At 72.2% G+C, this 12471-nt stretch carries 17 protein-coding genes; 9 read left to right on the plus strand and 8 right to left on the minus strand.

Going from position 1 to position 12471, the window contains the following annotated elements:
* Positions 1-88 precede the first annotated feature (88 nt).
* Entirely contained in the window at positions 89-484 is a 396-nt protein-coding gene (locus BLT82_RS15420; protein WP_093655055.1) for an STAS domain-containing protein, read from the plus strand.
* Positions 485-676: 192 nt separating this feature from the next.
* Here the strand turns inward: BLT82_RS15420 and BLT82_RS15425 are convergent, their stop codons facing one another.
* Together BLT82_RS15425 and BLT82_RS15430 are read right to left on the minus strand one after the other, a co-directional pair.
* A complete protein-coding gene (locus BLT82_RS15425; RefSeq protein WP_093655057.1) occupies positions 677-1120 on the minus strand; it encodes a DUF3618 domain-containing protein in 444 nt (147 codons plus the stop codon).
* Positions 1117-1488: a phage holin family protein gene (locus tag BLT82_RS15430; RefSeq protein ID WP_093655246.1), complete on the minus strand. Its 372-nt coding sequence runs from the start codon at positions 1486-1488 to the stop codon at positions 1117-1119. Before BLT82_RS15430 ends, BLT82_RS15425 begins: the two co-directional genes overlap by 4 nt.
* A gap of 315 nt (positions 1489-1803) precedes the next feature.
* Between BLT82_RS15430 and BLT82_RS15435 the strand changes: the two genes are divergently transcribed.
* Positions 1804-2202, plus strand: a complete 399-nt coding sequence (locus BLT82_RS15435) for a hypothetical protein (protein WP_244291987.1) — start codon at positions 1804-1806, stop codon at positions 2200-2202.
* Between the two features lie 139 nt (positions 2203-2341).
* Here the strand turns inward: BLT82_RS15435 and BLT82_RS15440 are convergent, their stop codons facing one another.
* Complete coding sequence (locus BLT82_RS15440; RefSeq protein WP_093655059.1) at positions 2342-2908, minus strand: ester cyclase; 567 nt, start codon at positions 2906-2908, stop codon at positions 2342-2344.
* A 158-nt stretch (positions 2909-3066) separates the two neighbouring features.
* On the opposite strand from BLT82_RS15440, the gene BLT82_RS15445 reads away from it, so the two are divergent.
* The 3 genes from BLT82_RS15445 to ykgO all read left to right on the plus strand — a co-directional run bounded on the left by BLT82_RS15445 (position 3067) and on the right by ykgO (position 4197).
* A complete protein-coding gene (locus BLT82_RS15445; protein WP_093655061.1) occupies positions 3067-3687 on the plus strand; it encodes a TetR/AcrR family transcriptional regulator in 621 nt (206 codons plus the stop codon).
* A 173-nt stretch (positions 3688-3860) separates the two neighbouring features.
* A complete protein-coding gene (gene rpmG / locus BLT82_RS15450) occupies positions 3861-4025 on the plus strand; it encodes a 50S ribosomal protein L33 (protein WP_093655063.1) in 165 nt (54 codons plus the stop codon).
* A gap of 49 nt (positions 4026-4074) precedes the next feature.
* Entirely contained in the window at positions 4075-4197 is a 123-nt protein-coding gene (ykgO, locus tag BLT82_RS15455) for a type B 50S ribosomal protein L36 (RefSeq protein ID WP_093655065.1), read from the plus strand.
* An 89-nt stretch (positions 4198-4286) separates the two neighbouring features.
* Here ykgO and BLT82_RS15460 read toward each other — a convergent pair whose 3' ends face one another.
* Together BLT82_RS15460 and BLT82_RS15465 are read right to left on the minus strand one after the other, a co-directional pair.
* On the minus strand, positions 4287-4814 hold the full coding sequence (locus BLT82_RS15460) for an ATP-binding protein (protein ID WP_093655250.1): 528 nt from the start codon (positions 4812-4814) through the stop codon (positions 4287-4289).
* Positions 4815-4887: 73 nt separating this feature from the next.
* Positions 4888-5265 (minus strand): STAS domain-containing protein, encoded by a 378-nt coding sequence (locus BLT82_RS15465; protein WP_093655067.1) that lies wholly within the window; start codon positions 5263-5265, stop codon positions 4888-4890.
* 689 nt (positions 5266-5954) lie between these two features.
* On the opposite strand from BLT82_RS15465, the gene BLT82_RS38825 reads away from it, so the two are divergent.
* Positions 5955-6251 carry a DUF6193 family natural product biosynthesis protein gene (locus BLT82_RS38825; protein ID WP_404204270.1) on the plus strand — a complete coding sequence of 99 codons (297 nt, stop codon included), beginning with the start codon at positions 5955-5957 and terminating at the stop codon, positions 6249-6251.
* On the opposite strand, the gene BLT82_RS15475 is transcribed toward BLT82_RS38825, so the two are convergent.
* From BLT82_RS15475 to BLT82_RS15485, 3 genes are read right to left on the minus strand one after another with little or no spacing between them, the layout of a single operon-like run.
* Positions 6248-6667 (minus strand): STAS domain-containing protein, encoded by a 420-nt coding sequence (locus tag BLT82_RS15475; RefSeq protein WP_093655071.1) that lies wholly within the window; start codon positions 6665-6667, stop codon positions 6248-6250. The genes BLT82_RS38825 and BLT82_RS15475 overlap by 4 nt on opposite strands.
* On the minus strand, positions 6664-7938 hold the full coding sequence (locus BLT82_RS15480; RefSeq protein ID WP_244291988.1) for a cobalamin B12-binding domain-containing protein: 1275 nt from the start codon (positions 7936-7938) through the stop codon (positions 6664-6666). The genes BLT82_RS15475 and BLT82_RS15480 overlap by 4 nt, the downstream gene beginning before the upstream one ends.
* Positions 7935-9596: a PP2C family protein-serine/threonine phosphatase gene (locus tag BLT82_RS15485; RefSeq protein ID WP_093655073.1), complete on the minus strand. Its 1662-nt coding sequence runs from the start codon at positions 9594-9596 to the stop codon at positions 7935-7937. Before BLT82_RS15485 ends, BLT82_RS15480 begins: the two co-directional genes overlap by 4 nt.
* A gap of 252 nt (positions 9597-9848) precedes the next feature.
* Here BLT82_RS15485 and BLT82_RS15490 point away from each other — a divergent pair, with 252 nt between their 5' ends.
* The 3 genes from BLT82_RS15490 (at position 9849) to BLT82_RS15500 (ending at position 12123) form a co-directional block, all read left to right on the plus strand.
* A complete protein-coding gene (locus BLT82_RS15490; RefSeq protein WP_093655254.1) occupies positions 9849-10262 on the plus strand; it encodes an ATP-binding protein in 414 nt (137 codons plus the stop codon).
* 497 nt (positions 10263-10759) lie between these two features.
* A complete protein-coding gene (locus BLT82_RS15495; protein ID WP_093655075.1) occupies positions 10760-11398 on the plus strand; it encodes a hypothetical protein in 639 nt (212 codons plus the stop codon).
* Positions 11399-11580: 182 nt separating this feature from the next.
* The gene (locus BLT82_RS15500; protein WP_093655077.1) at positions 11581-12123 is read left to right on the plus strand and encodes a hypothetical protein; all 543 of its coding nucleotides are present in this window, start codon (positions 11581-11583) and stop codon (positions 12121-12123) included.
* Positions 12124-12471: the final 348 nt, after the last annotated feature.

The raw sequence follows: 12471 nt of genomic DNA on the forward strand, positions 1-12471 counted from the left end.
ATGAACTGAGTTTCGTGTAACTCTTGACGGGTCACATGTGCGGGGGTGACCTTGGAGGGGAAGACCGGTGGACTTGGGAGAGGCCGCCATGGCAGAGCATGAGTACGAACGCGGATTCTGGCCGTGGGGTGCCGGAACAGCGGCTGCCGCCGCCCCGGCGGCCCCACCGCTGCCTTTCTCCACCGACAGCTACCCGGGGGGCGGCGGCCGGCTGGTGATGGTGATCCGCGGCGAACTGGACCACGACACGGCTCCTGCTCTGCAGCGCGCCCTGCAGGAAGCCCTGGAACGTTCGCGCAGCGGCCTCCGACTCGACCTGCAAGCCGTGCCCTTCCTGGACTGCTCGGGTCTCAACGTGCTGCTGCGGCTGCGGCGTGACGCGCAAACCCACGGCAAAACAGTCGAGTTGGGCCCCCGGAGTCCCGCCGTGACGCGCCTCCTCACCCTGAGCGGCACCGCGTCGCTGTTCCCCTGCACACAGTAGGACCGCCGGCCGCGCGCCCCGCTTGCCCGCTTGCCCGCTTGCGACAGCGCACCCGCCGGGGCTCGGCCTCTCGCGCCACCTGCGGACGGCTCCCCGGTTCGGCCTCCCGCCGAGATGGCAGGCGCCTGCCGCCGCAGGGTCGCGCGCCGTTGCGAGTCGTCACGCTCTGCTGCGTGGCGGCGTGCCGTCGGTTCAGCTCCTACGGCGGCGAACCAGCCAAACGGCCGCCGCCGCCGCGGCTGCGGCCAGCAGCGCCGGGTACCGCCGGGCCACCCGGGTGGCCTGCGCAGCCTTCGCCCTGACAGGCTCAGGTGCCTTCTCGTCCCAGATGTGCCCCGCCTTGGCGGCCGCGGCATGAGCCTGCCCGGCGGTCCGGGATGCCTTCTCCGTGACCGTCCCGGGCAGACTGTCCCGGACCCGGGCCGCGCTCTCAGCGGCCTTGTGCCGCAACTCCCCTGCCGTATGGACGGCGCGATCCTTGACCTCGGCGGCTTTCGCCTGGCCACGAGCCTTGACGTCGGCCTTGTCGGCGAGTGCCTCGACCGTCTGCCCCAGCTCATGACGGGTCTGCTCGACCTGCTCCCGCAGTTCCTCGGCGTCGGACGCTGTGCGCCCCTCGTGAATCGGCTCGCTCATCGCTGCACACTCCCCTTGATCTCGGCCACGTCCGCTTTCACGCTCTCGATCGTCTGCTCCGGTGCGGGCGGTGCGGCCTGGTCGACCTGCTTCTTGCCCCGGAGGGCCAGCACTGCGGCGATCGCTCCCAGCACGGCTGTCACGATGAGCGCCGCAGCCCATACGGGCAGAGGCACCGCCAGGGCGGCAACAGCCGTCGCGGTGAGCGCCTGCAGCGCGAGAAAGCCCACCACGCCGGCCCCGCCGAACAGGCTGCCGCCCTTGCCGTAGCGCCGGCCCTTCTCTTTCATCTCCGCCTGCGCCAAAGCCAGTTCTCCGCGAACCAGCTCGGTGAGCTGCTGCGAGGCCCGCTGCACCAGCTCGCTCACCGGCTCCTGGGCGGAGGAGCCTGCGCGGTGCGCACCGTGGGAGTCCGACTGCGTGTGGCTTGACACGACGTTCGCCTCCGTTCTTCTCGATCCTGCGGAGCAGCGCTGCCACCCTCCGCCGTGCAGGCGCGAGTACCCAAAAACACGCAATTCACAGCGCGGAACCTCTGATCGGCACGTCGGGCAACCGCGTCGGCCCTCTGGTCCCGCATGTGGCCTACGGATTGTCGATGTTCCCGCCCCCGTGGGCATACGGACGTGGTGACGAACGAAACCACCGACACCCCGGATCCCGCCCACCGACGTCCGGAGCACGTGAGCGACGAAACGGTCCAGGCGCTCGGTTCGCTGTCCAAGGCGCTGGAGACCACGGAGCGGGCCCGGGGTCACCTCTACGCCTTTCACCAGCTGACCGGCAGCGCCGACCTCGAACTGGACAATGCCGTGCGCCTGCTGCGCGAGGCGGGCCATGCGGGACAGGCCGCCCTGGTCGAGCGGGAGATCCTGGGCCGCAACGTGATTCCGGGGCACTGGACGTTTCAGATCATCGAGGCCTACAACAAGACCTACTACCGGCCGTTCGCCGACCTGGAACACGCCATGGTGCGCGAACTCGCGGACGGGCGGGACCACCTCCACGAAGCCGAGATGAAGGAGTCCCGCCGGTCGCGCCACCATCCCGACCACACTGCGCGACCGCCGACCCCGGAGTGACCGGCATCAGCCGGCAGGGGCACAGCGACCCTCCGGAGAGGTCCGTGACGCCACGAGAAGCGAGGCCCCCTGCGCACCCCCGGCGCCGAGGCCACCGGGCCCACCCGGGGCGCACGGACGGACGGGAGAACGCGCCCGGTCAGCGCGCAGGAAGCGCGCGGGCGGCCGCTTCGGCCGCCTGTGTCGTGACGGTGACTGCGGCGCGTGCCGCCCGCCCGGTCGCCTTCCAGCCGAGCATGCGTACCGCCGTCGCCGGCGCCGGGGGGAACACCCCCAGCTGCCCCAGCATGGTGATGTCGTCACGGACAGCCTCGTGAGCGGTCACCTTTCCGTCACGGACGGCGAGGACGTGGATCTGCTCGAAGTCGATCTCCCGCCCGGTCGGGGGAACGGCCTGGTCGAGGGCACCGTCGCGGAAGCGCACGAAGGGGCCCGTGTGGCGCCCCTGCATGCGCAGCCGCACCCAGACCTGGTCGTCGTTGGCGGCGACGGCGAGGATCGGGAAGCGCAGGTCGCTGAAGGCGAACCGCATCCACGCACTCGAGGCGAGCACTCCCGCCGGACCCGGCACCGAACAGGCCGAGGGCGAAACCGCCGCCTCACGGTTGCGGAAGTCCGCCGCGACGACGTCGGCGGCCAGTGCCGGATCGCCGGTCTCGAGAACCCGGAAGAGCCCGTGGGCCAGTTCCGCAAGCCTTGTCGCCATGCCGTCCACACCTTCCCCTGCGCGTGCCTCCGAGTAGGCCCCGAGGCGCCGCGCCGTGCGGCCGCGCTCCGCGACGGGACAACGCGGCCATTGCCTAATTGAGGTAATAGACTACCTAATCAATAGGCCAACGCTGTCACCATCGTAGGATGATCGCCATGCCCGCCAAACGCACCTACGTGTCCCCCCTGCGCGAGCAGGCCGCCGCACGGACGCGCGAGCAGATCCTCGGGCGGGCCACCGAACTGTTCGCCGACCGCGGGTACGGACTGGTCACCGTCGCCGACATCGCGAAGGCCGCCGGCGTCTCACCGAAGACCGTCTTCGCGAGCGTCGGCACCAAGGGCGACATCCTGGACCGGATCGTCGACCAGGGCGTGGCCGCGTCCGGCCACGAGCGCGCGGTCGAGCTGGTGCTCGGCCTCCGTACACCCCGAGAGGTGCTGGCGGCGCTCGCCCACGGAACCCGAACGGGCAACGAAGGGCACTTCCAGGTCCACGAGGCCATCCACAAGGCGCTCCCCGTCCACGAGGACGGTGACGCCCTGTGGCAGCGCGCCACCGCGGCCTACCGGGACGCGATCACCACCGCCGCCCACCACCTGCACACCCTGCCCTCCGCACCCGCGGGCACGACGGAGGAGACGGCGGACGCGCTGTGGTTCTGGTTCGGCCCCTCCTCCTGGCGCACGCTCGTGGTCGAGAACGGCTGGCCGTGGGACCGCGCCGAGGAGTTCCTGCGCGCGACGGCCATCGCCACCCTGTACCCGGAGGCGTAGCGGGCGCCACGCGCCCCTCCCGGGAACGTGCCGTGCCACCACCGGAACGCGTCACCCCCACGGGAATGTAATGAGCATGAGAACGGTTGTGCCTGTCGGCCCAGGTGGAGACGGTCGGACCGCCGGTCCGGTCCACCCGCCCGGTGGTGATATCGGCGAGAGGGGAAAGAGAGATGGCACGCAACGACAGGCGCCCCGTCGTGACGCTCCGTTCTTCGGCTGGGACGGGTCACTTCTACGTGACGCGCAAGAGCCGGCTGAACGACCCCGACCGGCTCGTACTGCGCAAGTACGACCCGTCGGCGGGCCGGCACGTGGAGTACCGCGAGGTGCGCTGACGCCCTGCCCGCAGTAGGGGGAAGCCCGCTCGCGAAGGAAGGAAGAGCGATGAAGATACGCAAGTCGCTGCGCGCACTGAAGGCCAGGCCCGGTGCCCAGGTCGTCAGGCGCAGGGGGACGACGTTCGTCCTCAACAAGAAGGAGCCGCGCTTCAAGGCCCGCCAGGGCTGACAGCCGGTGGGATCCGGCCGCCGCGGACACCGCGGCGGCCTTTCCTTTGCCCCGGCCGCCGTATCGGATCGTGTCCGGTGCGCGCCCGGTCAGGTTCCGTCGGGGGCGAGGGGAACGACGGCCTCGATGGTCTTGCCGTCTCGGGCCGGGGTGACGGCGACACTGCGGCTGAGGCGCTGGACGAGCGGCCAGCCGAAGCCGCCCGGGGTGACGATCTGCGAGCGCGGCGCACTGCTGGGCGGTGTGGGTGAGCGGTCGGTCACAGTGACGCGGACGGCGCCGCCGACGATTTCGGCGCGGAAGGCCGCGATGCCGCCTCCGTGCCGCAGCGCGTTGGTGACCAGTTCGGAAGTGACGAGCAGGATGTCGGTGACCACGCGCGGCGGCAGAGGTGCCCCGGCGAGGCCGTCGAGGAGCCGGCGCACCCGTTCCCGGGCGTCGGCGGCCGTTCCGGGGCACGGTTCGTGCGCCGAGGCCATGGGTTCGCGGAGTCGCTCCCCGTCGGGCCGGGGTACCCGCTGGTGGCCGTCCGCATCCACCGCGGCCACGGGCTGCCGTTCACGCGTACCGCTCGCCGTACCGGGACGCTCCTCGCGCCCGGCGGCATCGTTCGTCATGCCTCCCCCTCGCACCGTCGCCACGTCCGTCGCCTCTGCCCACACTGTGCCGTGTGCCTCTCCGGTGCGGCGCTCACCGGACGTGGTGACCGTCACTGCATGTTCCACGGACCTTCTCCAGCGCGGCGGTCGTCGTGGGGGCGACGGTGAAGAAACGAGCGGTGTCGGTGAGGTCCAGCAGTCGCCGGACGGTGAAATGGGGCTCGGCGAGCACGAACGGGACGCCGGCCGCCAGGTGGCGCCGGTGCGCCTCGATGAGGGTGTGGAGGAAGGAAGAATCGGCGAAGGTGACCCGGGACAGGTCCACGACGACGCCGAGAACGGTTCCGTCGAGGGGCGCTGCGAGCGGCTGAGCCAGCGTCTCTGCCTCGTCCGCGTCGAATTCACCGCAGACCCGTAGGACGCGTACGTCGTCGACCGAGGTCACGGTCACTTCCAAGTCTTCACTCATCGAGGCATTGTCCCAGTTCACGAGCTGCGAGCGAAGAGTGGGGGCGCCTCGGACCGTCGCACGGGCCGCACGACCCGCGTGGGGAGCGTCCGAAAAATGATCACTGGACGGATTCGCGGAGCCAGGGGATGACTGCGACGAGGTGGAGGCCGTCGCAGTAGCGGTCGGCGAGCATGTCGAAGCGGGTGGCGCCCCGGCCGCCACAGCACTCCGTGAAAACGTGCGGGTGATCCCGCCACGGCCATCCGCCTGCGGCAACGGCGGAGGCATATCCGCTCCCCACGCCGCATCCGCCAACTCCCCACGACCCGCCACAGGATCAGTGGTCAGGGTGGTGTTGGCCGCGCCCAGACGCGGGATCCGGCACGAACAGGCTCAATCGGTACGTGGTCGGCTGCACCAGTCGCCCACACAGCGTGTCGATCCGGGTCGTCGCCCAATCGATCCGCTCCTCCCCGGCACGCAAACGGTGCAGGTGAGCACGCCACTCCGACTCGTCCTGAGTCTCGAAGACCACCTCCCACCGGCCCGCGCCCGGAGCAGTGCCGGCCGCAGCCTGCCGTCTCGCGTCCTGCCGGCGTCTCCTCTTCCCCTGTCCCGGCACTGGCTCAGCATCCCTGTCCCGGCAACCCACAGCAAGGTGATTGATCCCGGCCGCGGGCCGCGAGGTGTTGATCATTCGTCAGACAGTGCCGGGGGCCCGTCCTCAGTGCCTCAAGGGACCCCGCACCATCGGCACGCTGGGAGACGGCCGGTACTCCGTCGAAGGACCCAGCCGGAGCAGCCCGCGGATCTCCGAGACGGACAGCGCGCAGGCCGCAGTGGCGATGGTCGTCGATCGCCTGCCGCCGGGCTGTGGCCCGGCCTTCATGGGCGACGCAGGAGAACCGGCCGCTTACGAGAGGTACGGGACGTCAGGTAGGGCGGGCCCACGGCTTGGCGGAAACGGAAACCGTGACCCCAGCCGCTTCGACGACACGCTCTAGGCCGGCGGGACGGGTGGCGTGATGCCCGACGTGCTCTGCGCGTCCGGTTCTCCCGGAGCCCGGACCGCGGCCGCGATGCCGTCGGCATCCGTGAAGTGGTCCAGGGTGCCCGTCAGTTCAAGCAGCCGTTCCAGCAGCTCGGGACGGTGGTCCAGACGCAGCCGCGCCCCGGCGGCCGTCGCGAGACGGTGGATCATGAGCAGGGCCGCCAGCCCCATGGAGTCGCACAGGGTCAGCTTCCCGCAGTCCAGCCGCAGCAGGCGCGGAGACGGGTCCGCCTCCAGGCAGGCCCGGGCGGCTTCGATGAGGTCGTCGGCCGAATCCACGTCGAGGTCGCCGTCGATGCGGACGCACACCTCTCCTGTGCCGCCGTTGCCTGTCTCGAGAGTGAAGGCGCCGTCGGGAGATGCGGTCATGCCGCGGCTCCCGGGCCGGGGGCCGTGGGACGGGGGTTCCGCCCGTGGAGGGCGGCGCCTCCCTGCGCGAGGAAGTCCAGGGCCCGGGGGAAGTCCTTCAACTCCTGCCGCAGGAGCTCCAGACCGGGCAGGAGCACCCGGGCGGGTACGCCGCGGGCTTCGAGGATGTCACCGGTCCAGTCGAGGAAGCCGGTGAACAGCCGTGCGTCGTCGGTGTAGAGCGCGGCGGCGAGGAAGTCGACGATGTGGGCGACGTCTTCGGCGGTGCGCTCGCGCTCGGCCTCGCCGTACGACCGCATCGCCGGCAGCCGCTGCTCGAGCCCGGCCAGGGTGTTCTTCACCAGTTGCCGCTTGCCGCGGCTCACCATCGTGTATTCCTGGTCGCTCAGATGGGGCAGGTCGTCGACGGCCGGACGGGCGGCGTCCAGGTGCGGGCGGGGCAGGCCCCGGCCGAGAACGTCGGCGGCCTCACGGGCCCCAGCGGCCCAGGCGTCGGCGCCGAGCAGCCGTGCGTACCGGCCGTCGGAGGCGAACGCCGCCCCGCCCGCGATCACCGGTACGCCCGTGGCCTGGACGGCTGTGATGGCCGCGTGCGCCGTCGGCAGCCGGGTGGGGAGGGAGGAGGACAGCGCCACGACGTCCGGCGCGGTCCGGTGAAGATGGGCGATGAGATGCGGGGTGGGGACCTGGGCGCCGAGGAAGTCGACGGTGTGACCGCGCAGGCGCAGCGTCTCGGCCAGGATCCGCGCCGGCAGGGCGTGCCACTCGCCCTCCACACAGGCGACCGTGACGGTCACTCGGGTCCGCCGCCCCGTCCCGTCGGATTCCGGGGGTATCGGGGTGGCCCGGTGTGCCATGGCGGCGATGACGCGGTCGTGGATGGCGGTGGCGGCGTGCTCCTGGGCGACGGTGATGCGTCCGGCAGCCCACTCCGCCCCGACCCTGTGCTGCACCGGCGCGATGACCTCCAGCAGGATGTCCTCGGCGGCGAGGCCGGAGTCCAGCAGATCGAACACGCCCCGCGCGGCCGTGAGTTCGTCCCGTGCGTCCACGGCCTGCCAGAGCTCGTCCCGGGCACGCGACAGCAGCTCGGGACGGGACGCTGCGGCCGCTGCGCCGGCGGCGTGCCCGGTCCGGGCGGTTTCCACGGCCCCGACGCCGTCGCCGGCCCGGCCGTCCGCGACGGCTCCGCGGGCCTGGTCGCCGAAGGGGGCCTCCGCGGCGCCGGCGGGACCCGCCGAGCCGAACCGTACGTCGTGAATGTCGGTCATGCGGTGTACCTGCCCGGGGTGCGGCCGTCGACGGCCGTGAGGTGCGTGCCGTGCGGCGCGGTGATCGCCACCAGCGCTATGTCGTCGTGAGGCCCGGTGCCGACCCACTCGGAGGCCAGCATCTGCAACCGCTCCACGACCGCCTCGGCGGGCAGGCCGGCGCATTCGGCCAGCGCCGCGCGCAGCCGCTCCTCGCCGAACAGCACATCGCCGAGGGGACCGCCCTTCGCCTCGGTGACGCCGTCCGTGTACAGCAGACACGTCTCGCCCGGACCCAGATCCACGTGCGCGGTGCGGGCGCTGACCTCGGGCAGGGCGCCGATCAGGGTTCCCGAGGTGTCGGCTTCCTCGACCTGGCCGGTGTGCCGCACGATCAGCGGCCTGGGATGTCCGGCGCTGGTCAGGCGGAGGCGGGTGGTGCGTCCCTCACGGCGCACGGAGGCCAGCACCAGAGTGGCGTAACGGGCGTGCCGGTTGTTGATCAGTGCGCCGTTGAGCCGCCGCAGCAGGTTCTCGTGATCGTCGGCCAGGGGCAGCAGCGCCTGCAGGGTGTTGCGGATCTTGCCGGTCAGGACGGCGGCGGCCAGGCCCTTGCCGCACACGTCGCCGAGCACGGCGAACGTCTCCTGGTCGGGCGAGGTGCTCGGGTGCACGTCGTAGAAGTCGCCGCCCACGCGCTCGGTGTCGCGCGAGGCGCGGTAGCCGCCGGCGAACTCGACCCCGTGCACCTGCCGGAGCTTCGGCGGCAGCAGCTCCACCATCAGCGTCGCCGTGATGCTCGTCTGTTCCGTGTACAGGCGCGCGGCGGACAGTGCCACACCCGCGCGGGCCGCGAAGACCCGCGCGAAGACTTCCTCCGAGGCGTCGAACGCGGGGGTCTCGCCACGGCGCAGCAGGATGAGCGCACCGGCCGGCACGCCGTGCCCCGGCAGCGGGGTGACCACGACGGAGCCGACGGGCCCGTCCAGCCCCTCGGGCACCGCCCAGTCCGGCAGGGCCGACGGATCGATCCACCGCGACGGTACGGGTGGGAAGCCCTGCAGCGCCTCACTCAGGCCCGGTACGGCCGAGGGGTCGATGCGGCCGGTCGTGTGGACGACGGAGCTCCCCCGCACGCTCGCCGCCATGGGGTGGCGTTTGCCGGCGGCCGGGGCGACGAGGAGGGCCGCGTCGGCCAGGTGCTCTGCGGCCATCCGGACCGCCACCTCCATGCACCGGTCCACGTTGAGCGACGCGAGCAGCCGGGTGGAGGCGTCCGCCAGGAAGGCCGTGCGTTCCCGTTCGTCGTGCAGGGCCGTCTCGGCCACGACGCGGTCGGTGTCGTCGACGAGCCACCAGACCACGTCCCCGTTGTCGCCGGCCGCCGGGTGTGCCTCCAGGGTGAGCTCCTGGTGCCGGCCACGCACCGCAGCCGTCGGGCCGGTGCCGCCGTCCTCCGTCGCACGCCGGTGCGCGTCGGCCAGCCACGCGGGCACCACCTCCTCGAGCCGCGCCCCGCTGAGCGCGCCGGGGAACAGCGCGGCGGCGGCCGCGTTCACTTCCACGACCCCGCCGGCCCGGTCGGCGACCAGGGCGGGGTACGGCGCCTGCGTCCAGGAGGCGCCGCCGTGGAGAACCAGGCCCCGCGACCTGCGCGAGGAGCCTTCGAAAGTCGTCATGTCGCCAAGGCCCGAGAGCGAGCCTCATCACCTTCCGCTGGAAGCCAGGACGGGTGCCACCATCCCGCACCCTCCCCCGTGCCATCAAGTGACGGCGACATCCCGCCACCCGCCGCCAGGGCACGCCCGCGCAACGCGGCGGCCCGGTCAGGTGGTGACGGTGTGCCAGGTGGGAAGTGGGGGCACACGCGGAGGAGACGCCCGGCCCGGGAAGCGGGCCGCGGGGAGTGATTGCGCGAGATGGGGGTGGTCATGACCGCGGACGACCATACGCGGCCGAGTCTGCCGGACGTCACGGCGGCGGCCGCCCGTGGCCACGTACGGCGCCTGCTGGCGTCCGGGCTCGGCGGCCGGACCGCGCACGCGGATGCGCGTACGGACGCGAGCACGGTTCTGGCCGACGCTCTCCTGGTCACGTCGGAGCTCGTGGCGAACGCCCTGCGGCACGGCGGGGGTGTCGCGGCCTTCACCGCCTCGCTCAACGGCGACACCTTGCGGATCAGCGTCGCCGACCGCACGGTCCAGGCTCCCCGCTGCAAGCGGACTGCCGACGAGGTCCTGCCGGGCGGGCGCGGCTGGCCGATCGTGCAGAGGCTCTGCTTCTCCGTCGAGGTCGTCCCCTCCCCCGGCGGCAAGACCATCCATGCCTGCCTGGGCGTCGTCTGACACGGAGACTCCGCCGGACCGACACGGCCGATCCCCGAGTCCGTCCGTCCCCGGCCGGAACCGCGTCGCTCCGGCCGACCGTTCCGGGGACCTCTGGTGAAACCTGCCCATGACACCTCGATCGCGGCACCGGGCCACCCGGCACCCGGAGCGCCGCGGCACCCGGAACACAGCGCGCCGGCCGCGTACTCCCCCGCTCCCCCCGCCTCCGGCCACCGATGCTCCCCCGCGTCCCGCGGTGGGCGCCCCGACGGCCGTCCATCGGGGGCTTTTACCCGCGCGTCGGGATCGCGTCAAGTCCCGATTCTTCGGAACGAGACCGGAAGACCTCCACTCCGGCCTACTTGTGGTGCGGGCCTCACCGAAGGCGGGGCACAGCACACCGCAGCGGAACGCACACCCGGCGAAGGAATTCCACCGGCCGGTTTCCGCTCCGGAATTCTCCCCGGGCCTGTCGGGGAGGGGAAATCATTTATTGGCGCGAAAAGGAGAAACCGATGACCCGTATTGTTCACAACCACAACGAGGACCGTCCCAGGCGCCGAGGTTTCCGCCTGGCAGTGATCTTCGCGTCGGCCGCCGCGATTTCCGGTGCCGTCGCGCTGCCGGCGTCCGCGGCGACTGCGGCAGCGACTCCGGCCGCGGCCCACGCCGTGGCTCCTGCGGTGCTGGTCACCGACGGTGGTGCGGGCGGCGCCGGCGGCGCCGGCGGCGGCAGCGTCTTCGGCGGGGGCGGTTCCGGCGGCTCCGGTGGCTCCGGCGGCGGCAGCGTCTTCGGCGACGGAGGCGAGGGCGGTGAAGGCGGCGCCGGCGGTGACAGCGTCTTCGGCGGAGGCGGCGGCGGGGGCGGCGGCGGGGGCGGCGGGGAGAGCGTCTTCGGCGAGGGCGGCGACGGAGGCGGCGGCGGAGACGGCGGAGAGAGCGTCTTCGGTGACGGCGGCAGCGGGGGCACCGGCGGCGGGGGCGGCGACAGCGTCTTCGGTCCCGCCGGTGACGGCGGCGGCGGCGGTGACGGCGGCGACACCGTCTTCGGTGACGGCGGCGAAGGCGGCGGCGGTGGAGCCGGCGGCGAAAGCATCTTCGGTGACGGCGGCGGCGGCGGTGACGGCGGAGACGGCGGCATCAGCATCTTCTGATCGCCGCACCCAAGGCGGTCCGAGGACCGCCACGACGGGGTGGGGGCCGGCCCGGCCCCCACCCCCACCGGGACCCGGGCGTCCGGAACCGTCTTCCCCGCGCCTTAACCGACCGTCTCCCCCCTCTCCCGACTTGTCTCGTCCACCTCGTCTTCTCTCGTCTCGAAACGGAGCACCCCCCCATGTCCAGGCAAATCTGGCAACGATCGATCGTTCTCGCGGTGGCCTCGGTGGCCGTCGCCGCCGGGACCGCGTGCGCCGCTCAGGCGCCGCAAAGTCCCGCACAGGGCGCCGGCCTCTCCGTCGATGCCGCCGCGCTCGGCAGCCGGTCCGCCGGCGACTGCGGCAAGGGCGGGGAAGGCGGCAAGGGCGGCGAACCCGGCCAGCCGGGTGAACCCGGCAAACCCGGCCGGCCCGGCTGTGCGGATCCCGAGGACCTGAAGGACCTCAAGGAGCTTGAGGAACTCGAGGGGATGGAGGACCTGGAGGAACTGAACGACCTCAAGGACCTCAAGGACCTCAAGGACTTCGAGGCGTTCGGCGAGCTGCCGGACAAGCCGAAGGACGAGCTGTCGGTGGTGGACAAGGTGCGGATCGTGGTGGCCCTGCTGACCGACGAGGCGACGACCGACGAGGTCGCCGAGAAGTACGACGTCTCGAAGAAGGAGGTCGACACCTGGAGGGAGCAGGTCCTCGACGGGGACTGGGCGGCGCTGAAGAAGTAGTCCGCCCGCCTCTCCGGTCCCGTGACCACAGCGTGCGGTCACGGGACCGGAGGGCCGAGCGCGTACGGAGGGACGGAGCGGTGACGGCCGGCCTCCCGGGTCCGATGGCCCGGGAGGCCGGCCGCCGTCGTCGGGCCGCCCGCCGGACACCGGCATTCCGGGACACAGGTCTACCGGGCACGGGCCTTCCGTACATCAACCGCCATTACCGGCGCCCGGGGTGCATGTCAAGTTCCGAATTCGCGCGACGTGACGGCACCGGGCACGGCACGGCCTACTGGACATACAACACATCCAGTCCTTGCGATTCCCTTCGGCATTTCCCGCGCACTGCGCGTCCGGAGAAAG

It is taken from the genome of Streptomyces wuyuanensis (assembly GCF_900103455.1).
Lineage (GTDB): Bacteria > Actinomycetota > Actinomycetes > Streptomycetales > Streptomycetaceae > Streptomyces > Streptomyces wuyuanensis.

Bases quoted from the DNA above. Each gene is read 5' to 3' on its own strand.
- BLT82_RS15420 (WP_093655055.1), top strand. From the start codon at position 89: ATGGCAGAGCATGAGTACGAACGCGGATTCTGGCCGTGGGGTGCCGGA.
- BLT82_RS15425 (WP_093655057.1), bottom strand. From the start codon at position 1,120: ATGAGCGAGCCGATTCACGAGGGGCGCACAGCGTCCGACGCCGAGGAA.
- BLT82_RS15440 (WP_093655059.1), bottom strand. From the start codon at position 2,908: ATGGCGACAAGGCTTGCGGAACTGGCCCACGGGCTCTTCCGGGTTCTC.
- BLT82_RS15445 (WP_093655061.1), top strand. From the start codon at position 3,067: ATGCCCGCCAAACGCACCTACGTGTCCCCCCTGCGCGAGCAGGCCGCC.
- rpmG (WP_093655063.1), top strand. From the start codon at position 3,861: ATGGCACGCAACGACAGGCGCCCCGTCGTGACGCTCCGTTCTTCGGCT.
- ykgO (WP_093655065.1), top strand. From the start codon at position 4,075: ATGAAGATACGCAAGTCGCTGCGCGCACTGAAGGCCAGGCCCGGTGCC.
- BLT82_RS15460 (WP_093655250.1), bottom strand. From the start codon at position 4,814: ATGACGAACGATGCCGCCGGGCGCGAGGAGCGTCCCGGTACGGCGAGC.
- BLT82_RS15465 (WP_093655067.1), bottom strand. From the start codon at position 5,265: ATGAGTGAAGACTTGGAAGTGACCGTGACCTCGGTCGACGACGTACGC.
- BLT82_RS15475 (WP_093655071.1), bottom strand. From the start codon at position 6,667: ATGACCGCATCTCCCGACGGCGCCTTCACTCTCGAGACAGGCAACGGC.
- BLT82_RS15480 (WP_244291988.1), bottom strand. From the start codon at position 7,938: ATGACCGACATTCACGACGTACGGTTCGGCTCGGCGGGTCCCGCCGGC.
- BLT82_RS15485 (WP_093655073.1), bottom strand. From the start codon at position 9,596: ATGACGACTTTCGAAGGCTCCTCGCGCAGGTCGCGGGGCCTGGTTCTC.
- BLT82_RS15490 (WP_093655254.1), top strand. From the start codon at position 9,849: ATGACCGCGGACGACCATACGCGGCCGAGTCTGCCGGACGTCACGGCG.
- BLT82_RS15495 (WP_093655075.1), top strand. From the start codon at position 10,760: ATGACCCGTATTGTTCACAACCACAACGAGGACCGTCCCAGGCGCCGA.
- BLT82_RS15500 (WP_093655077.1), top strand. From the start codon at position 11,581: ATGTCCAGGCAAATCTGGCAACGATCGATCGTTCTCGCGGTGGCCTCG.